This is a genomic window from Streptomyces sp. NPDC001393 (assembly GCF_053597455.1).
Map to the genome: position 1 here is coordinate 265,966 of NZ_JBSFIH010000002.1, position 23,751 is coordinate 289,716.

At 70.3% G+C, this 23,751-nt stretch carries 27 protein-coding genes and 2 pseudogenes; 16 read left to right on the plus strand and 13 right to left on the minus strand.

Going from position 1 to position 23,751, the window contains the following annotated elements; all coding sequences use genetic code 11:
• Window positions 1-111: 111 nt before the first annotated feature.
• The 4 genes from ACWC2T_RS04200 to ACWC2T_RS04215 all read right to left on the minus strand — a co-directional run bounded on the left by ACWC2T_RS04200 (window position 112) and on the right by ACWC2T_RS04215 (window position 5,147).
• Window positions 112-2,547 (minus strand): non-reducing end alpha-L-arabinofuranosidase family hydrolase, encoded by a 2,436-nt coding sequence (locus ACWC2T_RS04200; RefSeq protein ID WP_450668903.1) that lies wholly within the window; start codon window positions 2,545-2,547, stop codon window positions 112-114.
• A 166-nt stretch (window positions 2,548-2,713) separates the two neighbouring features.
• Window positions 2,714-3,499: a hypothetical protein gene (locus ACWC2T_RS04205; RefSeq protein ID WP_450668904.1), complete on the minus strand. Its 786-nt coding sequence runs from the start codon at window positions 3,497-3,499 to the stop codon at window positions 2,714-2,716.
• Window positions 3,496-4,026 (minus strand): SigE family RNA polymerase sigma factor, encoded by a 531-nt coding sequence (locus ACWC2T_RS04210; RefSeq protein WP_450668905.1) that lies wholly within the window; start codon window positions 4,024-4,026, stop codon window positions 3,496-3,498. The genes ACWC2T_RS04205 and ACWC2T_RS04210 overlap by 4 nt, the downstream gene beginning before the upstream one ends.
• A gap of 146 nt (window positions 4,027-4,172) precedes the next feature.
• On the minus strand, window positions 4,173-5,147 hold the full coding sequence (locus tag ACWC2T_RS04215; RefSeq protein ID WP_450668906.1) for an expansin EXLX1 family cellulose-binding protein: 975 nt from the start codon (window positions 5,145-5,147) through the stop codon (window positions 4,173-4,175).
• 245 nt (window positions 5,148-5,392) lie between these two features.
• Between ACWC2T_RS04215 and ACWC2T_RS04220 the strand changes: the two genes are divergently transcribed.
• Entirely contained in the window at window positions 5,393-7,183 is a 1,791-nt protein-coding gene (locus tag ACWC2T_RS04220) for an LPXTG cell wall anchor domain-containing protein (RefSeq protein ID WP_450668907.1), read from the plus strand.
• On the opposite strand, the gene ACWC2T_RS04225 is transcribed toward ACWC2T_RS04220, so the two are convergent.
• Entirely contained in the window at window positions 7,089-7,400 is a 312-nt protein-coding gene (locus tag ACWC2T_RS04225; protein ID WP_450669065.1) for a DUF1304 family protein, read from the minus strand. The two genes, ACWC2T_RS04220 and ACWC2T_RS04225, sit on opposite strands and share 95 nt — an antisense overlap.
• 69 nt (window positions 7,401-7,469) lie before the next feature.
• On the opposite strand from ACWC2T_RS04225, the gene ACWC2T_RS04230 reads away from it, so the two are divergent.
• The 4 genes and pseudogenes from ACWC2T_RS04230 (at window position 7,470) to ACWC2T_RS04245 (ending at window position 10,112) form a co-directional block, all read left to right on the plus strand.
• Window positions 7,470-7,640, plus strand: coding sequence for a hypothetical protein (locus ACWC2T_RS04230; RefSeq protein WP_450669074.1), 171 nt, complete (start codon window positions 7,470-7,472; stop codon window positions 7,638-7,640).
• A 78-nt stretch (window positions 7,641-7,718) separates the two neighbouring features.
• A complete protein-coding gene (locus ACWC2T_RS04235) occupies window positions 7,719-8,444 on the plus strand; it encodes a glycoside hydrolase family 16 protein (RefSeq protein WP_450668908.1) in 726 nt (241 codons plus the stop codon).
• 116 nt (window positions 8,445-8,560) lie between these two features.
• Window positions 8,561-8,665, plus strand: a pseudogene (locus tag ACWC2T_RS04240) (YibE/F family protein); the annotation flags it as partial.
• A gap of 1,309 nt (window positions 8,666-9,974) precedes the next feature.
• The gene (locus ACWC2T_RS04245; RefSeq protein WP_450668909.1) at window positions 9,975-10,112 is read left to right on the plus strand and encodes a hypothetical protein; all 138 of its coding nucleotides are present in this window, start codon (window positions 9,975-9,977) and stop codon (window positions 10,110-10,112) included.
• 434 nt (window positions 10,113-10,546) lie between these two features.
• Here ACWC2T_RS04245 and ACWC2T_RS04250 read toward each other — a convergent pair whose 3' ends face one another.
• From ACWC2T_RS04250 to ACWC2T_RS04260, 3 genes and pseudogenes are all read right to left on the minus strand, one after another.
• Window positions 10,547-11,068, minus strand: coding sequence for a hypothetical protein (locus tag ACWC2T_RS04250; RefSeq protein WP_450668910.1), 522 nt, complete (start codon window positions 11,066-11,068; stop codon window positions 10,547-10,549).
• A gap of 411 nt (window positions 11,069-11,479) precedes the next feature.
• Window positions 11,480-11,649: pseudogene (locus ACWC2T_RS04255) on the minus strand (transposase); the annotation flags it as partial.
• Window positions 11,650-11,958: 309 nt separating this feature from the next.
• A complete protein-coding gene (locus ACWC2T_RS04260) occupies window positions 11,959-12,648 on the minus strand; it encodes a hypothetical protein (RefSeq protein ID WP_450668911.1) in 690 nt (229 codons plus the stop codon).
• A gap of 292 nt (window positions 12,649-12,940) precedes the next feature.
• Between ACWC2T_RS04260 and ACWC2T_RS04265 the strand changes: the two genes are divergently transcribed.
• The 10 genes from ACWC2T_RS04265 (at window position 12,941) to ACWC2T_RS04310 (ending at window position 18,404) form a co-directional block, all read left to right on the plus strand.
• Entirely contained in the window at window positions 12,941-13,201 is a 261-nt protein-coding gene (locus ACWC2T_RS04265; protein ID WP_450668912.1) for a hypothetical protein, read from the plus strand.
• A 78-nt stretch (window positions 13,202-13,279) separates the two neighbouring features.
• Window positions 13,280-13,606 carry a hypothetical protein gene (locus ACWC2T_RS04270; RefSeq protein ID WP_450668913.1) on the plus strand — a complete coding sequence of 109 codons (327 nt, stop codon included), beginning with the start codon at window positions 13,280-13,282 and terminating at the stop codon, window positions 13,604-13,606.
• 134 nt (window positions 13,607-13,740) lie between these two features.
• Window positions 13,741-14,235: a DUF5994 family protein gene (locus ACWC2T_RS04275; RefSeq protein ID WP_450668914.1), complete on the plus strand. Its 495-nt coding sequence runs from the start codon at window positions 13,741-13,743 to the stop codon at window positions 14,233-14,235.
• Between the two features lie 71 nt (window positions 14,236-14,306).
• The gene (locus ACWC2T_RS04280; RefSeq protein ID WP_450668915.1) at window positions 14,307-14,696 is read left to right on the plus strand and encodes an STAS domain-containing protein; all 390 of its coding nucleotides are present in this window, start codon (window positions 14,307-14,309) and stop codon (window positions 14,694-14,696) included.
• A 19-nt stretch (window positions 14,697-14,715) separates the two neighbouring features.
• Window positions 14,716-14,913, plus strand: coding sequence for a DUF5994 family protein (locus ACWC2T_RS04285; RefSeq protein ID WP_450668916.1), 198 nt, complete (start codon window positions 14,716-14,718; stop codon window positions 14,911-14,913).
• A 173-nt stretch (window positions 14,914-15,086) separates the two neighbouring features.
• Window positions 15,087-15,425 (plus strand): MerR family transcriptional regulator, encoded by a 339-nt coding sequence (locus ACWC2T_RS04290; protein ID WP_450668917.1) that lies wholly within the window; start codon window positions 15,087-15,089, stop codon window positions 15,423-15,425.
• A 230-nt stretch (window positions 15,426-15,655) separates the two neighbouring features.
• Window positions 15,656-15,862 (plus strand): cold-shock protein, encoded by a 207-nt coding sequence (locus ACWC2T_RS04295; RefSeq protein ID WP_020943091.1) that lies wholly within the window; start codon window positions 15,656-15,658, stop codon window positions 15,860-15,862.
• 215 nt (window positions 15,863-16,077) lie between these two features.
• On the plus strand, window positions 16,078-17,604 hold the full coding sequence (locus ACWC2T_RS04300; RefSeq protein ID WP_450668918.1) for a DEAD/DEAH box helicase: 1,527 nt from the start codon (window positions 16,078-16,080) through the stop codon (window positions 17,602-17,604).
• Between the two features lie 142 nt (window positions 17,605-17,746).
• A complete protein-coding gene (locus ACWC2T_RS04305) occupies window positions 17,747-18,082 on the plus strand; it encodes a CBS domain-containing protein (RefSeq protein WP_450669066.1) in 336 nt (111 codons plus the stop codon).
• Between the two features lie 34 nt (window positions 18,083-18,116).
• Window positions 18,117-18,404 (plus strand): SCO5918 family protein, encoded by a 288-nt coding sequence (locus tag ACWC2T_RS04310; protein ID WP_450668919.1) that lies wholly within the window; start codon window positions 18,117-18,119, stop codon window positions 18,402-18,404.
• 139 nt (window positions 18,405-18,543) lie between these two features.
• Here ACWC2T_RS04310 and ACWC2T_RS04315 read toward each other — a convergent pair whose 3' ends face one another.
• The 3 genes from ACWC2T_RS04315 to ACWC2T_RS04325 all read right to left on the minus strand — a co-directional run bounded on the left by ACWC2T_RS04315 (window position 18,544) and on the right by ACWC2T_RS04325 (window position 21,098).
• Window positions 18,544-18,804, minus strand: coding sequence for a hypothetical protein (locus tag ACWC2T_RS04315; RefSeq protein WP_450668920.1), 261 nt, complete (start codon window positions 18,802-18,804; stop codon window positions 18,544-18,546).
• Between the two features lie 30 nt (window positions 18,805-18,834).
• Complete coding sequence (locus tag ACWC2T_RS04320) at window positions 18,835-20,088, minus strand: hypothetical protein (protein ID WP_450668921.1); 1,254 nt, start codon at window positions 20,086-20,088, stop codon at window positions 18,835-18,837.
• Window positions 20,089-20,171: 83 nt separating this feature from the next.
• Window positions 20,172-21,098: a hypothetical protein gene (locus tag ACWC2T_RS04325; RefSeq protein WP_450668922.1), complete on the minus strand. Its 927-nt coding sequence runs from the start codon at window positions 21,096-21,098 to the stop codon at window positions 20,172-20,174.
• A gap of 385 nt (window positions 21,099-21,483) precedes the next feature.
• Between ACWC2T_RS04325 and ACWC2T_RS04330 the strand changes: the two genes are divergently transcribed.
• Window positions 21,484-21,705, plus strand: coding sequence for a hypothetical protein (locus ACWC2T_RS04330; RefSeq protein ID WP_450668923.1), 222 nt, complete (start codon window positions 21,484-21,486; stop codon window positions 21,703-21,705).
• A 46-nt stretch (window positions 21,706-21,751) separates the two neighbouring features.
• On the opposite strand, the gene ACWC2T_RS04335 is transcribed toward ACWC2T_RS04330, so the two are convergent.
• Together ACWC2T_RS04335 and ACWC2T_RS04340 are read right to left on the minus strand one after the other, a co-directional pair.
• A complete protein-coding gene (locus tag ACWC2T_RS04335; protein WP_450668924.1) occupies window positions 21,752-23,041 on the minus strand; it encodes a hypothetical protein in 1,290 nt (429 codons plus the stop codon).
• A 72-nt stretch (window positions 23,042-23,113) separates the two neighbouring features.
• A complete protein-coding gene (locus ACWC2T_RS04340) occupies window positions 23,114-23,611 on the minus strand; it encodes a SigE family RNA polymerase sigma factor (RefSeq protein ID WP_450668925.1) in 498 nt (165 codons plus the stop codon).
• Between the last annotated feature and the right edge of the window lie 140 nt (window positions 23,612-23,751).

Genomic DNA, 23,751 nt, shown 5'->3' on the forward strand with positions numbered 1-23,751 from the left:
GCGCATTCGTCATCTTCGTCGGGCTCAGCGGGTGGAGGTGCGCACGCCGTAGACCGCTCGTCTACGCGCCGGCGCACCGCACCCGATCGCGATCACCGTTGATCAGGCGGGTCAGCGCTGCAGGGTGAGGACACCCGGCCGCCACGGCAGTCGGTCGTAGGGGCCGGTCGCCGTGGGGGACTTGCCCTGGTAGAGGAACTGCAGGTGGCAGGGGTCGATGGTCATGGTCTGGTCGGGGTTGGTGCGGACCAGGTCGCCGTGGCTGATGTCGTTGGTCCAGGTGGCACCGCTGTTGGCCTGGCCCGCGAAGGGGTTGCTCTCGCTGGCGGCCTGCGAGGTCCAGGAACCACTCAGGCTGGTGGCGGTGAAAGAGCGGAAGTAGCGCTGCTCGTTCGCACCCCGCGCCTCGACGATCATGAGGTACTGGTTCTGGCCCTGCACCTTGTAGACCTGCGGCGCCTCGAACAGGTTCTTCACCGTGTCGCTCATGACCGTCGTGTAGGACGAGCCGAAGCTGCGCGGGAAGTTCCCGATCGGCATGCTCGCCCGGTAGATCTTGCCGTTGTCACCGGCGAAGAACAGGTAGATGTTCTGGTCGTCGGCGATCAGGGTCTGGTCGATCGGGCCGGTGGGGGATTCAGTCTTGGGGATGCTGCCGGTGAACAGCGGCTGCGGCGCGGACCAGCCGCCCGGGTTGGTGGGGTCGCTCGACGTGCGGTAGACGAAGGGCGACGCTCCCCACTGGGACGCCAGCACCCAGATCTTCTTGGGCGCGAAGTAGAACAGCGTGGGCGCCACCGCGGACTGGCTCATCCCGGTCTGGCCGGCCGACGCCATGTCCGACCAGTTCGTGAAGGGCTTGAACATCATCGAGCCGTACGACGATCCCGACACGCTCGACGCGTAGACCAGGTGCTTGCCGTTGTACACCACGTCGGTGAAGTCCTTCACCGCGTCCCACCCGTTCGCCGGCTGCGCCAGCGCACCCGTCGATGTCCACCGGTACGTCGATGGAAGAGCACACGTGCCGCCCGTCGGCGCGGGCGTCGAAGCTCTTAGGTTCCAGTGCTGGTTGGCGCCGCCGGCCGAGTCCCAGACCTGGACGGGAGTGCCGTTGGCGGTCCGGCCGCCGGGGATCTCCAGTGCCCGGCCGCTGGCGACGTTGGTCAGCGTGTAGGAGCCGTCGTCGTTCTGGTGGGCTCGCCAGTGCTGGTTGGCGCCGCCGTTCGGGTCCCAGACCTGCATCCTCGTTCCGTTGCCCGTCTGGTTGCCGGGCTCGTCCAGTACCCGGCCGCTGGCGACGTTGGTGAACGTGTAGGAGCCGTCACTGTTCCGGCCGGCCCGCCACTGCTGGTTGGAGGCACCGCTGGCGTCCCACACCTGGAGCGGGGTGCCGTTGCCGTTGTATCCCGCGGGCTCGTCGAGAACGCGTCCGGCGGCCACGTCGGAGAGCGTGTAGACGGTGCCGGAGGTGATGCCTCCGTCCGGTGTGCCGCCGCTGCTGCCGCCCAGGGCGGTGAGTACCGCGTTGTAGGCGGGCTTGTTGTTGCCGCCCGCGTCGAACAGCAGCGGGTTCTCACCGGTGCGCCAGGAGTCGCTGTCGCGGATGCCCCACACCGTGATGCCCGTGCACCGGGCGACGTTCATGCACGTCTGGACGGCGCCTGCGTACGCCGTCGGTGACGCCTGGGCGATGTCGAGTTCGGTGATCTGGACGTCCACGCCGAGCGCGGCGAACTTGGACAGAGTGGTCTGGTAGCCGGCCGGCGGGCCGCCGGCGCCGAAGTGGCTCTGGAAGCCGACGCAGTCGATGGGCACACCGCGCGCCTTGAAGTCCTTGACCATCGCGTAGACGCCCTGCGTCTTGGCGTCGGTCCAGTTCTCGATGTTGTAGTCGTTGTAGCAGAGCTTGGCCGAGGGGTCGGCGGCCCGGGCCGTGCGGAAGGCCTCCTCGATGAAGCCGTTGCCGAGCACGTCCTGGAAGACCGAGCTGCGGTGCTGGCCGCTGCCGTCGTCGGCGAACGCTTCGTTGACCACGTCCCAGGCGTAGATCTTGCCCTTGTAGTGGGTCATCTCGGTGGTGATGTGGTTGTCCATCACGCTGCGCAGGGTGCCTGCGTCGGTGATGGACTTCACCCAGCCGGGCAGTTGGGAGTGCCACACCAGGGTGTGGCCGCGCATTCGCTGGCCGTGCGCGGCGGCGTGGCCGACGATCGAGTCGGCCGGGCCGAAGTTGAAGTTCCCGCGGGAGGGTTCGGTGGTGTCCCACTTCATCTCGTTCTCCGGGGTGATCATGTTGAATTCCCGGTCGAGGATCGTGGAGTACGTCGAGTCGCCGAGCCTGCCCGAGGACACTGCCGTACCGAAGTAGCGGCCACTGCCGGCCGCCGCGGCGGCCAGGGTCGGCGTGCGGGCATTCGGCGTGCGTGCGGCCTGGGCGACCAGCGGTACGGCAGCACCAGCGGCGGCGAGGACCACGGCGGCGGCGAGCACGCGGCGGGTGGCCGGACGGCGGCGATGAGAGCGGTTCTGATCTGACAACGGCATGTCCTTCTGGCACAACGGGCCTTGATCCGGCCCCGGTTACCCGCCAGTTGCCGCCACGCACACAAAGGTTGCCGCGATCGAGGGAAGAATTTTCACGGCCGTCGTCACCATCCCCAACCCAGTTCCGCGGCGACCCGCTGGCCACCATGGGGGCCGCCTACGGCCTTCACCGGGTCGGGACGAACCCTCCCCGGACCGACGCGGAGCCGCCCGAACCCTGTGCGTCGACGCGGTAGCCGTCGCCCGCGGCACTGCGCACGCCGGTGCCGTTGTTGAACTGGGCGGCGAACTCATAGCTCCCGGCCGGCACGGTCAGGCCCGGCTTGAGGACCCAGCGATAGACCAGCGTGCCGCCGGCCTCCTGGGCGGTGACGGTGAAGTCACCACTCGGCAGGGTCTGCCAGGTGCCGGTGATCTTCACCCCGCCGGTCTGCACGATCCGCATCTCGATCGTGAGCGAGGTGAGCGGCTGGGTCGTCTTGAGGGCGAGGTTGCTCTGCGTCCAGTAGACGGTGCTGTGCGGGTCCACCGAGCCGGCCGACCACAGCGGCCCGTTCTGGCTCTCGCCGGCGGTCGGCGATGGACTGGTGGCCGACGGAGTCGGGCGCGCGCTGCCCGGGGTGGTGACCGGGGCCGGCGCGACAGGGGTGGGGCGAGCCGATGTCGGGCGCGGGGAGCCGGCGGTCGGGGACGGGGTGGCAGGCGTGGTCACGGTGGCCGACGGCGACGAGTGCGCGACGATGGCGGCGACGGCGAGGCCGCCGGTCGCCAGGATGCCGGTGGCGGCGAGCCCGGCGAGCGCGACCCTGGTCCCGGACCTCGCGAACGGCCTGGCGCGGTGACGGACGGCGGGGCCGGCCATGCCGCGTTGCACCCGGGCCAGCATCCGCGCACGGTCGGGCCGGTGGGCCTCGGCGGCCTCGCGCAGCCGACGGGCGATCTCCTCGTTCACCGGTTCCTCCTCCCTGCCACCAGGTCCCCGACCGCTCGCGCGCCCAGTATCCTTTCCAGCTCGGCCATTCCCTTCGAGGTCTGGCTCTTCACCGTACCGACCGATATGCCCAGCGCTGCCGCCGTGTCCTTCTCCGACAGGTCGAAGGCGTGCCGCAGCACCACACAGGCGCGTTTGCGGAACGGCAGCCGGGCGAGCGCCGCGCGGACGTCCAGCACGGCCGCCATGTCCGGCCCCTCCGTCTTCTCGGGGCTGCGGGACCAGAACAGCGTGATCCGGAGTCGCTCGCGCACCGCGCTGCGGATCCGTCCGCGCGCCAGGTTGGCCACCACACCGCGGGCGTAGGCGAGCGGGTGGTCGGCCTGCCGCAACCGGTCCCAGCGCTGCCACAGGGCGACCAGGGCATCCGCCGCGAGGTCGTCCGCCGCGTCACTCTCGCCGGTCAGCAGGTGTGCTAGACGGGCGAGTTCGGCATAGTGGCGTTCGAAGAATTCGTGGAACTCCGCGGACGCGTCATCGAGGACCATCCCCCGGTCGCCCTCTCCTGGCAATGGTGTGCGCGTTAGTTGCGCGTTTAACAACAACGGGGGGTGCAGCCTAACAGTGCCCGGCCCGGGATTCGAACAGCGGCCGTGCTCGGTTGTGGGCCGGTGAAGGCCGGCCGACGGGCTGGTCAATGCCGGGCGAACTGGACGCCGGTCGGCTGCGCGACGTCCGGCCGCACGGCGATGCCGTCGACGGTCAGCCGCTCCCCGTAGATGTCGGTGATCCTGAGCGCCCCGCCGCAGCCGGTGCCATCGGCGGACAGGAAGTAGTTGTAGTCGGTGCGGGGCAGCTGCCGCCAGCCGCCGGCGGCCCGCACCTCCAGCGCGGCCACCGGGTTCCGGTGGCCGATCACCTGGATCCCGCACCACCACTTGGTGGACCCGGTCTTGTACCGGATGGCGATCGTGCCCGGCAGGTCCGGGCTCAGCAGCGACCAGGTGACCGGGAGTCGGCCCACCGACAGGTCGGCGAGCTTGGCGAACGCCTGTCGGCTGAGGTCGAGTTGCCCCGGCGCGCAGGGCCACGGGCATTCGTTGACGATCCGTACCGTGATGGTGGCCCCGCTTGCCGCGCGGACCAGCACGTAAGCCCCGCACGCCTTGGCCGACTCGTAGTCGGTGACGTTCATCGCTGCGATCATCAGGTCGTCGGACGGCCCGTACAGGCAGGAGCCGCTGCCGTCACCCGCCGCGTAGGCGGTGGCGACTCCCTGGTAGCTGACGGCTGGTCTGATCCGTCCGGCCAGGGCCGCCGCCCTGGAGCTCGCGGGCGCGGTGCTCCTGGCCGAGGCCGTCGCAGTGGCCGATACCGAAGACGACGGCGTGGCCGAGGCCGAGGCCGGAAGCGTGGGGCTGGCCGAGGCCGTCGGCTGCACCGTCGCACCCGCACCGCCGCCCGCCGCAGACCCGGCACCGGACGGGGCGGCCGCCCGCGCGCCTGCGGCGGACGCGTCGGCTGCCCTTCCGGCACCGGTTCCGCTCCCGGGGAGAACGGTCAGGGCCAGGCACGCCAGCACACCGACGACCAGCAGCCCCAAGGGAATACCCGTGACCAGTCCGCGCCTGCGCCACGACTGCGGCGCGGCATGCTTCGTTGCCCTCATGCCCGTCCATCCGGTAGTTCGACTCGGCCTTCCGGCTCCCAGTTGCCGCAGGAGACGAGAAGGTTGCCGCCCCGACACTGATTTCCCGGCGACCGGTGCACGGCACGAAAGGGATCCGAAGAACATCGGACACGGCGGCAACCTTTTCCATCCCGAGCGGCCACCCAGGGGTGCACCAACCACGGCGAGCCGCAGTCAGCGGCGCCACGCCACCCGTATCCACGCACTCCGATCGGGAGCCACACGTGTCACCTGACGACCCGAGAACCACCGAGCAGCCGATGCCCCGGGGCCGTACGCACCGCCGTAACCGAACGCGCCGCCGCATGGTCGCGGGCGCGGTGGCCGCACTCGTGGCCGGCGCCGGTGCCGGCGCCCTGGCGCTCAGCGCGGGCGCCGCGCCGGCCGTCGACATCACGGTGGATGCCGGTACCTCCCTGGGTACGGTGCCCAGCAGCGGTGTCGGCCTCAACACGGCCGTCTACGACGCCTACATGAACGACGCCAAGGCGGCGTCGCTGATGAAGGCGGCCGGGATCCGGCAGCTGCGCTTCCCCGGCGGCTCGGTCGCGGACGCCTACCACTGGAAGACCCACACCGTGACCGGCGGCAGCTGGGCCGCGCCGGGCACCGACTTCGACCACTTCATGGCCACCGCGACGAAGGTCGGCGCCCAGCCGATCATCACCGCCAACTACGGGTCCGGCACCCCGCAGGAGGCCGCGGACTGGGTCAGGTACGCCAACGTCGACAAGCACTACGGCGTGAAGTACTGGGAGATCGGCAACGAGGTCTCCGGCAACGGGTACTACGGCAGCAAATGGGAGGTCGACAACCACGCCGACAAAAGCCCGAGGGAGTACGCGAAGAACCTGCTCGCCTACGCGAAGGCTATGAAGGCCGTGGACCCGAAGGTGAAAATCGGAGCGGTGCTCAACACGCCGGGCTCCTGGCCGGACGGGGTGAAAGCTGCAGGCGACGACGCCGACTGGAACCACACGGTGCTCTCCATCGCGGGCAAGTCGATCGACTTCGTGATCATCCACTGGTACCCGAGCGGTGCCGGCACGGCCGACATCCTGAGAACCCCCGCCCAGATCGCCGGCACCACCTCCGCGGTGCGCTCGCTGCTCCACACCTACGCGGGCCCACACGCCTCCTCGGTGAAGATCGCGGTCACCGAGACCTCCAGCGCCATGTCGCCGGCCCAGACCAGCCAGGCCGCGGCGCTGTTCGCGCCGGACACGTACATGAGCTGGCTCGAACAGGGGGCCGTCAACGTCGACTGGTGGGACTTGCACAACGGCATGGGCAAGCCCACCACCGTCAACGGCGAGACCGACTACCAGGACGGGGGTGTCCTCTCCGTCGGCTCCTGCTCCGGCGGGACCTGCGAGCCGGCCCGCGAAACGCCCTTCCCCACCTACTGGGGCATCCGCTCGCTGACCGCACTCGCGCAGCCCGGCGACACCATGGTCAAGGCGTCCTCGGCCAACCCGTCGGTCGCCGTGCACGCCGTGCGGAGCAGCAACGGCGGCCTGAACGTCATGCTGATCAACAAGAACCCGCAGAACGCGGCGCAGGTGTCGCTCTCCTACTCCGGATACACCCCGGCCCCCGGAACGGTCACAACCGTTTCGTACGCCAAGGGCGGCACCGCCCTGACCACGGCGACGCGGGGAACAGCGGCCGCACAGACGCTGCCCCCGTACTCGATCACGATTCTCCGGCTGAAGCCCTCGTCGGCGACCGCCGGCCATGGCATCCCGTCTGCTGCCTCCACACCGACCGCCGCCACGCCGACGCCCGCTGCGCCGGTTGCCTCCGCCGCAGGCACGATCGGCACCCGAGCGCAGGCGACGGCGGCCGGCGTACCCGTCGGCCGGCCGGACCGGAGCAGCACGGCCGGCGGCCTGGCTGCGACCGGGATGAGCAACGCTGTCACCTACAGCGCCGCCGGCGGCCTGCTGGCCATCGCTGCAGGCTCCGTGCTGGTACTTCGCGTACGTCGCAGCAGGACTTCGCACGGCAGGTGAACCACGCCAGCGGCCGACGGCCGCCTAACGGCCTTGGGGACAACTGAGGGCGGGGCACGATGGCCTGGGGTAACGGGGCGGGGCGGCACGGTCCAGGGCACGAGTCACATCTCCCGATCGTGCCGCACCCCCACACCAGGCCGGCGGCGAGGAAGCCGTTGTACAGCCCTTGATTGCGAGCAGGTCGGCGCGGCGGGTTTCTCCGCCGATGGCTCACTGCTCGCGGTCGGCGACCAGTCGGGCCGGGCCGCCCTCGTGGGACGGGAACGTCCGCCGACGCGCCGGTGTGCTGCGCAACGTCTTCCCGGCACCGCTCGGCAAGACCCTGGAAGCGGTGAGCGCGTTCCGCACCCCGCTCACGGCGAAGGGCCCCGGCCGCGACGCGGACGCGACACCTGGTGTCTTCAACTCCGGAAGCCATGAAGCGATCGATGCCGCGCATCTTGTCAAACATTAAACCGACTTCTAGAGTCCGGCGCTGGAGGGAGCGTGGGACCGCTCCCCCGCCTCATGTCATCCGAGCAAGGGAACCGCGATGTCATCTGCACTTCCCAGGCCGGGCCGCCTGATAGTTGCCGCCCTGGCGGCGCTGTCACTGCTTCTCCTGGGACAGCCGCAAGCCCACGCGGCGTCCTGGGGAGCCCCCCAGACCATCAACTCGTGGAACACCATCAACGGACGGTGGACCGCCAACAACGAGCTGGAGACCTACACCCCCGACTGCGTCTGGTACGAGGGCAACACCCTCGTCGTCAAGACCTACAGGTCGGGCAGCACGTACTACTCGGGCCGCGTGGAGTCCAAGGCTCTCTACGGCTACGGCACTTACAGCTTCACTGCGAACATGCCGAGCGGCCAGGGCCTCCTGCCTGCGGTATGGGCGGCCTACCTGAATCCGTGGCTGCCCGAGTTCGACGCCGCCGAAATCGTCGGCCAGAACCCGAACACCGTCTACCAGACCTCCCACGACTCCAACAACGCCCAGACCCAGTTCTCGAAGACGAATTCTGCGGGCTGGACCAACGCGTACCACACGTACTCGTTCACCTGGTGGCCCGATCACATCGACTTCGCCGTGGACGGCACCATCACCGGCACCAAGTGGTACACCACCGCCCCGGGTGTCGGGATGCACTTCATCGTCGACACCGCCGTCGGCGGCGACTGGCCGGGCAACCCCAACGACTCGACATGGGCCACAGCAGACGGCGCGAGGTACCTGAAGGTCTCCTCGATCACGTACACCCCGTACCAACCGTAAGGGCTCCGCTTCAGGACCAGCGCGAGAAGGCCGTGGCCGCCTACGAGCCCACCGCACCCAGGGACCTGCCCGTCCGCCCGTACCGCGGTGGCGATACTCGGCACACTGGTCTCACTGTCTGGGAGCTGCACGACGCCAACCCGACGATGGGCCGGCGCGCGCTTTACCGGGCGGGCATCCGCATCGGCCGCGACCACATCGCCTCCGTGGTCTACACCCTCGGGACAATCCTGTATTGGATCGGCCCGATCGGTCCCGGCGGGTTCGTTTGTAACCCATTTGGCTGACATGGAGACGCTCTGATGAGTCCAGCAGTAAAGCAGTCCGTAGCCGTGACGACCGTTGGCGTCCTGGCCCTCCTCGCTCTGATCTCGTTCTTCGCTCAACTCCATTCTTCGGGGAACTATGCGAAGATCTTCGGGTCAGCGGCCTTCGTCGCAGGGGCTGTCTTCTTTGCACTCGGCTGGGTGAAGCGCAAGAGTTAGTAATCGTCTTGCGCCGCCGCTCCTTCATCCGCTTGATGATCGGCGTGAGCATGGCCTGGAAGTCCGCGGTCGTGAAGTCGTCGTCGCTGAGCCACAGTTCCCTGAGCTCCCGCAGCTCCTCGCGGTCCTTCTCGTCCGCGATGATGTCCGCCTCCGGGCTCGTGGTCGTGGCGGCGAACCCCCAGGTCGTCGTCAGCGGGCACGCGGCCACCGACGCGGCAGCGTGCCTGTTTGCTCTCGCCCCGGCTCGCGCGGGAAGAACGCGGCCGTCCACGGATGGAGACGGGACTCTTCGGGTGAAAAACCGGAGCAGGGCCACCAGACCGGCGGTTCGCTGGCTGTTGGGACGGTCTTCAAATCTTACGTTCGGCTTCAGCCCTCACAGCGGGGGCGCCCGTGCACAGAGTCTCGTCGGCACCTGCCGCGGACCACGAAGCCGAGAGGAGGCGTCATGCACCTGATCCGCGGTGCACTCGCCGCTGCAACGGTGGCGGCTTCCGTCTCAGCCATCGGCCTGCCCTGCTTCGTCGCGGACTGGGTGCCCGGGAGTTCCGATGCCACGCAGGTCCGCATGGTCAGCGCCGCCGGCCTCTCGCGGGGCAAGGCCCACGCACCCGCCACGGATCCGGTCCCGCAGCAATCAGCGCTTCCCTGCTGGAGCTACGGCGGCCCTTACTGCGGCTGGGTGAGACCCTACTGGGGCGGTTGTGACAAGGAGTGGGGCCTGAGCTACGGGTTCAAGGACTCTGACTGGCTCTGTCCCCACGACCCGCTCCCGAGCCCCTCAGCCACCCCCAGTCCCTCGGGCACCTCGGCCACCCCCAGCTCTTCCGGTACCCCGCCCTCCTCCGGGGGCGACGGTTCCTCGGTCACTCTCAGCCGCTTGGCCAGACCCCACCAGTCGGCAAGCCCCATGGCCGAGCCCGGCCCCACGCCCACATCCAGTCACGCAGGTCACGTCATCCATCGCCGGAAGCAGCGTTTCCCGACCGCTCCCTCACCGGAACCTCCGGGGACCGGTAGCAGTGACGCTGAGCACCCGCCGATGGCAGCTGAACCGCAGGTCCTGCCGTCGGTCGAAGACCCGCTCGGCTCTCACCCCGATCGCGACACCGGGGCCGGCCTGCCGGTACCGGACCGTGAGACAGCTGATGCCGGCCAGATGGAGGGCGAGGACGGCTGAACCAGGCCGGTCGCACGAGTGGACAGCATCCGAGTCGGCGTAGGAGTCGCCATGCCCGGCGGGGGTGGCGCCAGTGCTCTGGCACCTGACGCACGCCCGGACGAGACCGTGGGCAATGCCGCTCTCAGGGGCGGCACGGACGTCGTGGACAGCGCCGGGCGGGGCGGGCGACGCCCCCAGCCGGGCGGCCGTCGGGGCCGCGAGGATCTGCACGTCCACGCCGTGTTGTCCGCGCCGGGCGGAGCGGTAGGCAGGGTCGTGTGATGCGGTGGACGGGCAGCGCCGTCCCGTCCAGGGGACGCACGTTTCATGACCCCGCTCGGGTGATGGCCGCGCCCCAACCGTCGAGGCCGAGAACTTCGCGCACCTCGGGTTCCTGATGTGCCGTGGCGTCAGGGACCTGAGGTGCTGCCGGTTCCTCTTCCGGTCGACTGTCAGTCGGCAGATCCGCGTCGGCGGAGCCAGGCCGTGGCCAGCGTTCCCAGGACCACCAGCAAACCGCCGGCCGCGATCGCGACGTTCTTCGCGCTCAGGAGGTCGGTGCTCCAGCCGGCGGCCGTGCTGTCGTGCGGAACGGAGGAAGGGGCACCCCGCCCAGGCAGCGGGGCGCCGGACGAGCCGCTCCCGCCCGGAGTCGGACCGCCATGCGGACGAGCGCGGTCTCCGTCGTCCTTGCCCTTCTCGCAGTGGGTGGCCGGAAAGGGAAAGGCTCGCCTGTGGTTGTCGAAGGCCCTCACCACGAAGAGCGGGTGCACCCTGAAGAAGTCACGGATCTCGAACTCGTACTGGCCGGTGGTCTGGGTGGGGTATCTGACGTCCAGGTACGTCGAGACGGTGAAGCTGGTCCAGGGTGCCGCCGGTGACGAGGACGATCCCGGGGTGCCTTGGAGGACGAGAGCCTCCGGCCCGCGCCGGCCATTGGTCAGAATCGCCCTCAGGGTTTTGTCGATGAGCACGACTCCGCGCTGACTGTGGCAGGGACGCCAGGGGCCGTGGGGCCCGTCGTCTTCGTCTTCATGAAGCCGCGGGAAGGCGGCCGCGTGCCGTGCAGGCGCCTGCGCAGCGGCGCACGTCGATGCAGACACGAGAGCGACAGCCGCGCCCGCCAGCGGTGCTGCAACCCAGGCACGAAGATTCATCCAATGACCTCCATGGGTGGCACACGCAGGTGACCGCCTGCTGGGTGACACATCGAACCCCAGAAGAAGGTAAAAGAAATCGGCTCGTCAGATTGTGAGCGTTTCCGGGGAGCCGCGCTTGCTGTCACTCAACTGCAGCAGTCCCGGCGGAGATCGCGGGCCGCGGGCGGCTTCGGCCGGGTGTCGCCGCACCCGCAGCGGACCCACAGGGACCGGACCTCCCGACACGAACCGTCCCTCCTGCCCGTAGACGGCGTCCGCGGTCACCCAGGCGAGGAGGGAGATCGGAGCCACGGCACGTGGTACGAGGCGCTTGGCCAGCTCTCCCTTGGTGGCGAAGCCGCGTTCGTCGGGGGGGCCTTCGCAGCCCGGCAGCGCTCGCGGTCGTCCGTCCACGAATGATGCCCCACAGCGACGGTCGCCTCCCGGCTTCCAGTGCGCGGGATTCCTCCGCGGCGGCCGAGCCAGCGAGGCCGCGTAGATCAGCGAACACTCCATGGTCGACCGTCACCACCAGGAGCGCATCGCTCTCCATCTCCGTGAACAGGTCCGGATGGCCGAGGTCCAACCACCGTCCATCCAGGATTTCGCCGTCACGGCCCCGTCCTCGCACCTCGCCATCAGGGACGAAGCCGAGACTCCTCTGATCCACCCAGCCCAGCAAGAGCCATCAGAAACGGCCCAGGCCGAAGCGACGAGTACGGTGCTCACGTCCCCGGAACCAGCACCAGAACCCGCACCGGGCCGGGCGGCACAGCCGTGAGTGTGTCGTCCCCGGAGCTCCGCCACCCCCAGGACCGCAACGTCTCAACCGCCCTGTGGTCCCGGGCGTCCACCAGCGTGACGCCGAGTACGGCGCCGTGGTCGGCGAGCAGTCGCCGCTGGAAGCGCCGGGCGAGATTCCAGGCACGGTCCGGGTGCTCCCGGTGCACACGGGGAGGGACGACGATCCCGGATACGACGAAGAGTCGTCTGGAGGCGGCGCGGCGGAGCAGGCTCCCTGGCAGATGTCCGTCGAAGCCCTCCCACCACGGACCGGCACCGCCCGTGGGAAAGCCGTAAGCGCATCCGGTCAGGGCGGTACTCTCCGCGATCAGCAGCGAGAACCCCGGTCGTCGTGCGTCGGCCGCGAGATGCCGCAGGAAGGCGCCGCGCCCCTGGTTCCACGCCCATGGGCCGTCACCGGACACCTTCGCGTACAGGTCGCCCAGCTCTTGCAGGCGATCCTCGACCTGCCCGCGGGTCAGCGGGCGGAGGCGTTCTCCCTCGTACGGTGAGGCTCCCCGCTCCCACCTCGGCCGGCCCGGAGCACGTGTGCGCGGCTTGGCCGGTGCTGGCCGGGGCGCGGGAACGTTCGACGGCGTCGGGGTGGTCGGGAGGAACATGTACGCGGTCATGGGGCGGACCCTGCCCCGGGCGCGGACGAGGACCGCCCCCGTGTCGTCGATCACCGAGAGCGGCACCGGTGTCGGAGCCGATGCACGGAGTGCCCTCGATGTCTCCACCGTACTCCCAGGCATACGCCCGGCCGGACGGCCGGTCGGGCGGGGTACGCACGGCCGCCCTTGCCCGGCATACCCTTCAGAAGAGGGGTGCCGTGGAAAAACCCCGCAGCCCCGTCACCGTCGCTGGGCGGCTCAGGCAACGACCGCGTTCTGGTGTGTACCCATCACCCGCCAGGAGGTCCGTATGGAGCACAAACCCTTGCCCTCCGAGAGTCACGCCGAGGTCCGCATCGTGGCCGCGACCCCTGAGGTCGCCCGGCGCGTGGCCGACGTCCTCCGCCGCTGCTTCGCCTCGACCGAGCAGCGCAGCTATCCCGCCGGCCGCGAAGGAGGGACCCGGCTCCATCTCACCCTCGACACCGCGAACGCCGCGGAACCCGCACGGTCCTGGCTCTCGACCAGTACATCGACGGAGCACGTGCAAGCACACGCCGACGAGGTGTGACCCGGGTCCCTGAGGCCTCGGGGATCCACCGTCGCGTCCATGCCCATGCGGCCGTCAACACCTCGGAGAACGACAGCCATGACGAAACTCCGCGAACGCAGGAAGAACCGGAAGGCGGTCCTGGAATCCCTGTACCGGGCCTTCGAGCACAACCGCCCCGAGGTCAGCGGATCGGTGCTCCGTGCCGAGCTGGACCTGCCCGAGGAGGACCTCTCCGCCGCGTGCGTCTACCTGGCCGACGAGGGCCTGATCAACGTGGAGTGGACCTCGCACCGGACCCCGGCCGCCGTCTCTCTGACACACGTCGGCGTCCGCCTGATGGAAGAACTGGAGGAGGAGCGGGAGGAGGAGCGGGAGTGGCAGGACGACCGGGAGAGGGCAGAGCGGTCGCAGTCGGGCGACTGACCCGCCCGCCTCTCGTCGGCCGGGGAGTACCTTGACCGTACCGAGAGCTCTTCGCGCAGCGCTTCCGGCGGTGCCGTTCCCGGCGAGTGACCAAACGGGCAGTCGCTCCACGGCTCCCGGGACGGGACCGCACGATGGAACCGAGCAGTACGCCGACCGGAGGGGTGCCCGCGGCCGACGCGCACACGTACCGCATGCCCCTGCCGCGCCTGACCCTCACCCCGGACGTCAGCCACGGCCCGCTGGACGGGGCCTGGTGGCCGCGCTGCGCCGCGCTGGAACTCGAACTGCCCTCGCTGGTGGGCTCGTTGGAGCCGGACCCGGACACCACGGTGCGGGTCACCGTGGATCCCGCCGAATGGCCCGACGCGCCACGCACGGTCATGTCACCCGGCCGGGAGATCGCCGTTGAGCCGGCCGGCCCCGGAAGCGCCACGCACGTCATCACCCTGGACTGCGGCACCGTAGGGCGCTGGGTGCTGCTGGTCGTCCCGCCCGAGGAGCCCGCCGGAACAGCCGCTCGGCTGCTGGCCGCGGCAGCCGACCCCGAGAACCCGCTGACCGCCGCGCGCATGCTGACGCTCGCCGAGACCGGGCTCCTCGGGAGCACGACAGGGGAGACACCATGAGGCACGCCATCCCGTGGGCACCCTCGGCAGGGACCGTCGGCCCACCTCAAGTGCCCTCCTCGCACGGATCGTTGACCAGTCAGGGCGAAGCACCCGAGCTCTTCGAGGAGTGTCGCATCGTCCGCGCGCACGGCGAGCTGGACGCGCAGACCGTGGCACCGCTGGTCCGCGCCCTGGCCGAGGCCCGCGCCGCACGTCCCGGACGGCTCCGCCTCATCGTGGACCTGAGCCGGGTGACTTTCTCCGACGGCAGCATCCTGGCGCCTCTGTGCGAGGCGTGGTCCGACTGCCGCGCCCGGGGCGGCTGGATACGCGTCGTCTACGACAGCCACACGACCGACCTGGTCTTCCGCTGCACCGGTCTCCTCCACCGCTTCCCCGCCTACGCCAGCGCGCAGGACGCCTGGGAGGGACGAACGGCCGACACCGGCGCGCCAAAGGCACCCGGACGGCACAGCTGACCGCGCACCCGAGAGCACCGTGCCACACCTCCGCGACCAGGTCGTCCGGCTGCGCAGGGCCACCATGGCGCGCGCGCCGAGCACCGTCGTCCTGGTGGCACCCGGCCAGGGGCGCAGGGACCTGCTGGTCGTCCCGCCGGAGGCCACCGAACGGGCCGCCGCGTCGATCATGTCCGCAGCCGGGCTGACACCGGAGCAGCGCGACTTCGCGAGCTGAGTACGTCGGCCGGGGAGGGGATATCTGCCACGGCGAGACCACATGTCCGTGCCCGCCGGAGTTAGGGTTGTCGCACGAGGCAGATGGCGCGAAGGCGGATGGCGCCGAATCCTTCGCGGCACGGGTGCCACGCACACCCGGGCCCCTCGCCGCGCCCCCGAAACGAAGGTGCCATGCCCGCTGAGAACACCCCGGTCGCCGGCAACCTCGACGACGACGACTATCCCGCCTACACCATGGGGCGGGCCGCCGATGTTCTCGGCACCACCCCCGCCTTCCTCCGGGCCGTCGGCGAAGCCGGGCTGATCGCCCCGCTGCGTTCGGAAGGCGGCCACCGCCGGTACTCCCGCCGCCAGTTGCGCATCGCCGCCCGCGCCAGGGAACTGGTCGACCAGGGCACCCCCGTCGAGGCCGCGTGCCGCATCATCACCCTGGAGGACCAGCTCGACGACGCCCTCCGACTGAACCGGGAAATGCGCCGGAAGCTGGACGAGCCCGGTGCGGATACCTAGTCCCGCCGATATAGAAATGCGCACTCCAGCGGGATGACGATTACCGGACCGGTCCGAAAACTCATCCCTGCTGCCACCCGCCTGTGTTAACGTGATAGCTGTTGCGGTTTTGGTTGCCAGAGATTTTTTCTTTGCAGAGCTTTCCGGGATCTTTCCGGAGGGGTGATCATCGCGGCGACCCGGCTCCGTAAAGTGCGGAGTCCGGCACTGCCCCTCAAGGGAGATTCAATATGGCATCTGGCACCGTGAAGTGGTTCAACGCGGAAAAGGGCTTCGGCTTCATCGAGCAGGAGGGTGGCGGCGCTGACGTGTTCGCCCACTACTCGAACATCATCAGCAACGGTGGCTTCCGCGAGCTTCAGGAAGGCCAGAAGGTTAGCTTCGACGTCACGCAGGGCCAGAAGGGCCCGCAGGCCGAGAACATCGTTCCCGCCTGACGCTGACGCGAACCGTCGCGAGCCTCTGGTTCGCGCATCATGTGGCTGGGGCCCGCGCTCTCGGGGTGCGGGCCCCAGCCCATTTTTTCTGCCCCCGCAAGGCCGTGCGGAACGTAAGAAACGTCAACCCAGGGTCTTCGGATTTCACTCGGCTCAGTCCTGTGATTCCCCTCAAGGAATTCCTCGATACGTGCCGCATCGAGGAAGGCCCCGTCGTGGACCGCACCCGTTCCGCTCGTTCCAGCAGCTCCAACAGTTCCAGCAGTTCCAGCCGCTTCCGGGCGCAGCAACCGCACCGTCGAGATTCCGGTCCGGGCTCCCGGCACAAGAGCGGTCAACGAGCACGCCCCACCGCACGCCGACAGGAGTTCGCCCTGCCGGTCACCCTCACCGAGCCGCTCCCCGCGGTCGGGACGTTCGCCGAACTGGACATGCCCGCACGGCTGCTGGCCGCGCTCCGCACCGAGGGCGTGACCGTTCCCTTCCCGATCCAGGCGGCCACCCTGCCGAACGCGCTGGCGGGCCGGGACGTCCTGGGCCGGGGTCGGACGGGCTCGGGCAAGACGCTCGCCTTCGGCCTGCCGGTACTGGCCCGCCTCGACGGGCAGCGGGCCCAGCCCAAACAGCCGCTCGCCCTCGTCCTCGTCCCCACCCGGGAACTGGCCCAGCAGGTCACCGACGCGCTCACCCCGTACGCCCGTGCCCTGCGGCTGCGGCTCGCCACCGTGGTGGGCGGCATGTCGATCGGCCGGCAGGCGAGTGCGCTGCGCGGCGGCGCCGAGGTCGTCGTCGCCACGCCCGGCCGCCTCAAGGACCTCATCGAGCGAGGGGCCTGCCGACTGGACCAGGTCGCCGTCACCGTCCTGGACGAGGCCGACCAGATGGCCGACATGGGCTTCATGCCGCAGGTGACCGAGCTGCTCGGCCAAGTCCCCGCCCGCGGCCAGCGGTTGCTGTTCTCGGCCACCCTGGACCGCAACATCGACCTCCTGGTACGCCGCTACCTCCACGACCCCGTCGTGCACTCGGTCGACCCGTCCGCGGGAGCCGTCACCACCATGGAGCACCATCTGCTGCACGTGCGCGACGCCGACAAGGACACCGCCGCGACCGAGATCGCCGCCCGCGACGGACGCGTGATCATGTTCCTGGACACCAAGCACGCGGTGGACCGGCTCGCCGCGCACCTGCTGTCCGTCGGGGTGCGCGCCTCCGCCCTGCACGGCGGCAAGTCCCAGCAGCAGCGCAACCGGACGCTCGCCCAGTTCAAGGACGGCCAGGTCACGGCCCTGGTGGCCACCAACGTCGCCGCCCGAGGCATCCACGTCGCGGGCCTCGACCTCGTCGTGAACGTCGACCCTCCCGGCGACCACAAGGACTACCTGCACCGCGGCGGCCGTACGGCACGCGCCGGCGAGTCCGGCACCGTCGTCACCCTCGTCCTGCCGCACCAGCGCCGCGCCGTGGACCGTCTGATGGCCGACGCCGGCATCACTCCGGGCACCGCCCGGATCCGTCCCGGCGAGGCCGAACTACAGCGCATCACCGGCGCCCGGACCCCCTCCGGCGTGCCCGTCACCCTCACCGCCCCGGTCGACGGACGAACCGAGGGCAGGGGCGAGGGCCGACGCGAGGGCAAGGGATCCGCCGGCCGGAATCGCAGGGGGCGGGCCGCCGGCCACGGCGGGAGCGGCCGGGCCGCCGCCCGCGCCCGTCGCTCCGCCCAGAGGAACACCCCGTAGCCCCCGTACGGGGGATGCACTCCCAGCAGTCAGGCAGATCGTCGCCCGTCCCGCCCGCCCCGACGAAGAGGAGAAGCCCTTGACGCAGCATCCGTCCCGAACACAGCAGGCCGACGGCGCCGATCTGACCGCCCGCGACGCCATGCACGCTCCCGGGCCCCAGGTCGACGACCACATGACGGTCGACGTCGCCCTGTCCGTGCTCATCGGTGCCCGTGTCCCGCACCTGCTCCTCCAGGACGAGGACGGGCGGTGCGCGGGACTGGTCACCCGGGCCCAGCTCGCCGCGCACCGCGGCGGCTCGTGGTACAGCGACCGGACCCGGCTGCGGGACATCCCGCTCGACCGCGGACCGTTCACCTCGTCCGTCGCCGCACTCGGCGAGGCGGAGGCCGCCATGCGGGACCGGACCCTGGGCTTTTCCCCCGTGATCGACGAACACGGCTACGCCCTGGGCATCCTCGCCCTGACGTCCTGAGCCATCACCCCCTGTCCGCCCTGTGGAGGCATCCATGCGCTGTGTCATCGCCCGGTTCCCCTTCGACCTGACCAAGTTCGAGGTCGAGCAGTCGATGAGCGGCATCACGCCCGAACCCGCCACCGGCGTGTGCGTGACCATCGACCGCCGCGTCTACCCCGTGATGCAGGTCGGGGAAGTGATCACCAGACAGAACCGCCGCGACTTCACCTCGGTCGAGATGCGCCGCGCACTGACCCGCCTCGGCTTCACCTGCCACGACGCGCGCCCGGTCACGCCGGACTGGGACGCGCGAGCCGACGAGCGTGCGCTCGATTGGTGACGTCTTCCAGTTCAACGGCAGGTGAGACGCGGTGCGCGGGGCGGAAAGCCGCGGATGCCGCCCGCTCCCCGGTTGTCGTCGCGGGGCTGCCCGGCGACATCCGGTGCGGCGTGTCCGGGCCGGTTGCCGCCGGGGCCGCTCAGGTCCTGACCGTGAGGTAGAGCCAGCCGCCCCACGTGGTCAGGTTGGTGTTGTCCTGCGTGCTGTGCACGTACTCTGAGCGCACCCGGAACTTCTGGTTGACCGCGTTGGCGAGGCTCAGCTGCGTCACCCCGGTGCTGTTCGGGTCGAGGTAGTAGCAGCCCGAGGTGGTGAGCGTGTGCCAGGCGCCGCTGTAGTACTCCTGGGCCTGGAACTTCTCGCACTGGCCGGACTTGTTCGGTGTCACGACGGCGGTCACCCGCGGCTTCACCGTGTGGTGGTACACGCGCTAGGTGACGCCGCTGTACGTCGTGCTCGTGTAGGAGCCGCCCAGCGTCTCAGCGATCTTCACCTGGTCGTAGGCGGTGTGGGTGGCCGTGGCCGGTGCGTAGCGGTAGTCGCCCGCGAAGGACGCCGTGAACGTCGTGTTGCGGGTGAGCTTGTACGTGGCCGACAGGTTGCCGCCTGCGTCCACGGTGCCGGTCTTGACCAGCGTCTTCCCGCCGCCGTAGGGCTGGGCGTAGACCGAGACCGTACGGCCGTTGTACGTCGTGCCCAGGTGGGCGGTGACGGTGGCGGTGGCGCCGTACGCGTAGGAGGACGCGTTGGTCGTGACGGACAGGGCCGTCACGGTTCGGGACACCTGGACGATCGCGGACGCGGTGGCCGCCTGGTGGGAGGCGTCGCCCGGGTAGCTGACCGTGTAGGTGTTGGCGCCACCGATGGACGGCGTGTCCTTGACCGTGATCGTGCCGTCGGCTCCCACGGGCACGGTCCACCGCACGGGCGTCGTGGTGTGGGCGGCGTCCGTACGGGTCACGGTGACCGTCTCGCCGCTGTCGTACGGCACCTCGCTCAGCGCGCCGTTGAACGTCAGCGCGGTGCCGCGGGTGGCGGTCGCGGGCGCGTTCAGCGTCAGGGCCGGGGCGTACGGGGAGACCTGGCGGGACGCGTCGGAGGACGTCGGCTGGTGCGTGGCGTCACCCGCGTACGACAGGTGGTAGGTGAACCGTCCCGCGCGGTCCGGGTCGTCGGTGACGGTGAACTCGGTGGTGGCGGGGTCGACCGTGACCGACGGCAGCTGCGTCGTCTCCTGGGTGTCCTCGTTCGTCCGGGACACCTGGACGGTGGTGCCCTGGGGAAGGCCGCCGAAGTTCAGCTGGGTCATGAGCGAGCCGGTGAAGACCACCGAACGGGGCGACGCCGAACTGATGGCGGGGAACGCGATGGTGGTGGGGAGCTTCGCCACGTGCACCGTCAGGGACGCCGTCGCGGCCCGGTGCGTCGCGTCGCCCGCGTACGTCACCTGGTAGGTGTACGCGCCCTCGTCCTGGCTGGTGTCGCTGATGGCGAAGGATCCGTCCTTGCCGACGGTGGCGTCGGGCAGGGCCGTACCGTCGCGGGTGACCTGGAGCGACGCGCCGACCGGTAGCAGGCCCCTGGTGCTCAGCGATCCGGTGAACGTGTACTGCTGGGTGGGAACCGCGTACTGCGGGGGATTCAGGGACAGTTGCGTGTCGGTGAGCTTGGGGCCGCTCAGCACGTTGAGGGTGTAGGCCCCGGAGGAGTCCTGCGTGACGCCGTAGAGCGTCAGGCCGTCGGCTCCCCACCGCAGGCCGTCCGGAGTCAGGGTTCCGGACGGGAAGGTGACGTGGTTCTCGGCGAGGGTGTTCGCGCCGGCGTACAGGTAGACACCGGCGGCCGAGCCCGAGGGGCTGCCGACGGCGATCGTTCCATCGGTGTCCAGGGCGAGCGCGTTCGGGCCGGCGCCGCCGGTGCCGTAAGCGGAAGAACTGGCGAAGGCGAGGTCCGCGGTGCGGTAGGCACGCGCGGCAGGCTGCTGGGGGCGGCGAGTACGACCTCCGTGCCGTCTCCGGTGACCTGGAAGCCGGTTGCCGTGCCGCCATGGACAAGGGTGTCGGCCTTGACGGACGCCGTCCCGGAGGAGACGTCGAAGGTGGCCACGTGGCTGAGGCTCTGCTGCGGCTCCTCGGCCGCGAGCACGCCTCCGCCCGTCGCGAGCAGGGGTGCGACCGACCAGTGCGACATCGAGGGCTGAGGCGTCGCCGCCGGGTCGGCGGCGGACGGATCCAGCGATCCGATGGCACCCTTGCCGTCGGCCGTGTATCCGTACCAGACCCTGCCGCCCGCCACCGCGACGGAGGCCGGGGCACTGCCCGTACCGGTCGCGTAGCGGGCGGACTCGGTGAGTTTCGCCGTGTCGATGGCGGCGACCGCGTCGCCGTCCGACAGCGCCGCGTAGAGCGTGGCGCCGTCGGCGGACAGCGCCAGAGCAGTGGCGCCCGGCTCGTTCTCGATGGTCGTGACGGGGGTGCCGGACAGGTCGGTCACCACGATGCCGGTCGAGCCGGCACCCTGGCTGAAGAAGATGTGCTGGTGGGCTGCGTCGACCAGCATGTGTGCGTAGTGGGACAGCGGCAGAGCCGCCGTACCGTCGGCCCAGGCGGCGGAGCCGGTGAGGCCGACGGTGACAGTGGTCAGCCCGGCGACGACCGATATCGCCGCCGTGACGGAGACCTGCTTGAGGCTCATGGAGCTCCTGTTGAAAAGGTGAACAAGCAAGTCGGACGATAACCCCTGCCACTGACGAGGCCGTCTTGGCAAGAACTCGCTCGCACGTCAGCGGCGGTGCGCCGAGTCCAGGTCCACCGTCAGCAGTTGCAGCGCCGCCTCGTGCCGGTGCCCTCGACGCAGTTGGACACCCGCTGACCGCACCACAGCTCGGCCAGAGGTGGAGCCGCGTGAGCCGAGGCGGCGGACGACCGGTGTTCACCCTCCTCGGCGAAGGAGACCTCCGGCCGATTTTCTCCGCGCTCCCGTCGCGAAAACCCAGGTCAGCAGCCTGAGGCGGTGGCCGCCGTGCTGATCTGTGCGGACGGCCACAGCGAAGGGCACACACATGGGCGCATACTGAGTCATGACAAAGCCTGCTGCGCCGAAGCGTCACTTGCCCACCAGCCCCTTCAAGGCCCCGGTCACACCGGCGCCCAAGCACTTCGCCGTCGGCGACCAGGTCACACACGACGTGTACGGCCTCGGCCGGGTGGTCGGCCTCGAGGACGGAGTCGCGGCGCTCGTGGATTTCGGCTCGGCGCAGGTACGGATCTTGAGCCCGTACGTCAAGATGACCAAGCTGTAGGACCGCTGTGTCAGCCGGCCGTCGGTCACGGTGAAGGTGTCGGCGCTCAGCCGGTGAAGAACCGGTCGTCGAGGGCGATCGTCAGGAGCCGGTCCATGGTCAGTGCCGGCTGCGGGCGCGTCACCGGAGCGCTTTCGGCGTACGAGTTCACCTCCCGCACCGCCACCCGGCGGCCGTCCGGACGCAGGGTGTCGACCAGCCACACCACGGCCGAACCGCCTTTCTCCGAGGGCTCCTTGACCTTTTTGACCTTGGTGCCGTCGGTCAGGGTCAGGGCCTCGCAGTCGCCGGAGGCACCGGCGCAGCCCATGTGCCCGCCCAGGTCGGCGGTCATGTCGTACTGCGCGTCGGCCTCCACCATGTTCTTCCCGTGGCCGTCGTCGTACACCAGCTGGACCAGACCGTCGCCGGCGTTCATGTCGGAGACGGTCCCGGTGCGGGGCAGGTGCGACTTCAGCACGCTGGTCATACGGGCCCCGGGCACGTGCTTCCGCCCGGTGGAGGGGCTCTTGGCGGGGGGTTCGTGCGGGGCCGGCAACGCGGCGATCGCCTTGTTCCAGGCCGGGCTGCGCACGACGGAGGTCAGCTGGGTGATCGACAGCAGCGGGTCCGCTCCGCCGGACGAGCCCTTCGCACCGCCGCCGCCGTACTCCTGCACCGTCAGCTGCACCCCCTCGGCGGTGGTGAGCACCACGTACCAGCGCTTCTGCCCGGAGTCACTGCTCGGACAGGTGAACGACTTGGTGGTGTTGAGCACGGCGCCATCAGGGAGGTTCTGCGTGGTGCACTTGTCGTACGGGCGCACCTCGACCGGAAGGCAGCCGCCCTGGCCCTGCTGGTCCGCGGGGACGCCGGGGTCCAGCCGCGCGATGTCGATGGCGATGCCGGAAGAGCCGTTCGCGGTGGAGTAGGTGAGCTGGGCGGCCGGCCAGACGACGGGGCCGCCCGACCGGGAGCCGCGGCCCGAGGCGGCGGAGACAGTGCCGCCGGGCGGCAGCAGGCTCTTCAGCGTACGGACCATCTCCTCCCCGCTGATGGACGGCCGAGGGGCGGACGGCTGCCCGCTGACGTGTCCTCGGGCGCCGGGCCCCGACTGCTCCGGTGTGCCGGCACCGCCCGGACCGCGGAGGGTGTCCGTGACCATCAGGGTGCCGCCCGCGGTGACCAGCGCGAAGGCGGCCGTGGCGGTGACCACCTGGGTGGCGCGGACCAGCCGCATCCGCCGGCCCCGCGCGACGGAACGGCGCACCAGGTCGGCGGAGTGGGGTGGGAACTGGGCGGCGGCGCGGCTCATGGCGCGCATCAGCCGTTCGTCGCGGTCCTCGGAGGGTGACATGGTGAATCTCCGTTCGTCTGGGCGTCGTTCGGCCTGGGAGGGAGGGAGAGGAGCGCCGTCGGGCCGGGCTCGTCATGCGGCCAGGTCGGCCAGCTGGTCGCCGAGCAGGGCGCGCAGCCGCTCCAGGGCGCGCAGGCTCCGGACCCGGACGGCTCCCGGCGTGAGGCGCAGGATCTGTGCGGTCTCCTCCACCGAGCGGTCCTCCCAGTAGCGGAGCACCAGCACGGCACGGTCCTTGGCCGTCATCCGGACCAGGCCGTCCAGCAGGGCCATCCGCAGTTCCGCGTCCGGCGCGGGGCCGGCCGTGTCGGGCAGCCGGTCGCTGGGGCGCTCTGAGGAACTGCGGCGGCGGCGCTGGGAGATGAAGGTCCGCACCAGCACGGTGTTGGCATAGGCCACCGGGGACTCGACCCGGTTGATGCGCCGCCAGGAGCGGTACATCTTGGCGAGGGTCTCCTGGACCAGGTCCTCGGCGAGGTGCCAGTCGCCCGCGGGCAGGCAGGCGGTCCGGAACAGGGGCCCGCTGCGGGCGGCTGCGAACTCCAGGTAGTCCGCGGGTGCTTCCCTCACCGTGTGTCCTTTCATGGTCGGACGTCACCTCTCCCACGCGCTGGGGGTGCCTCCGCGTTACGCGCTCGACAGGGTTCGACGGGGGAAGTGGACGGTGCCGCGCGCCTCGGCATCACGTGTGCGGTCCGGACGTACCGCAG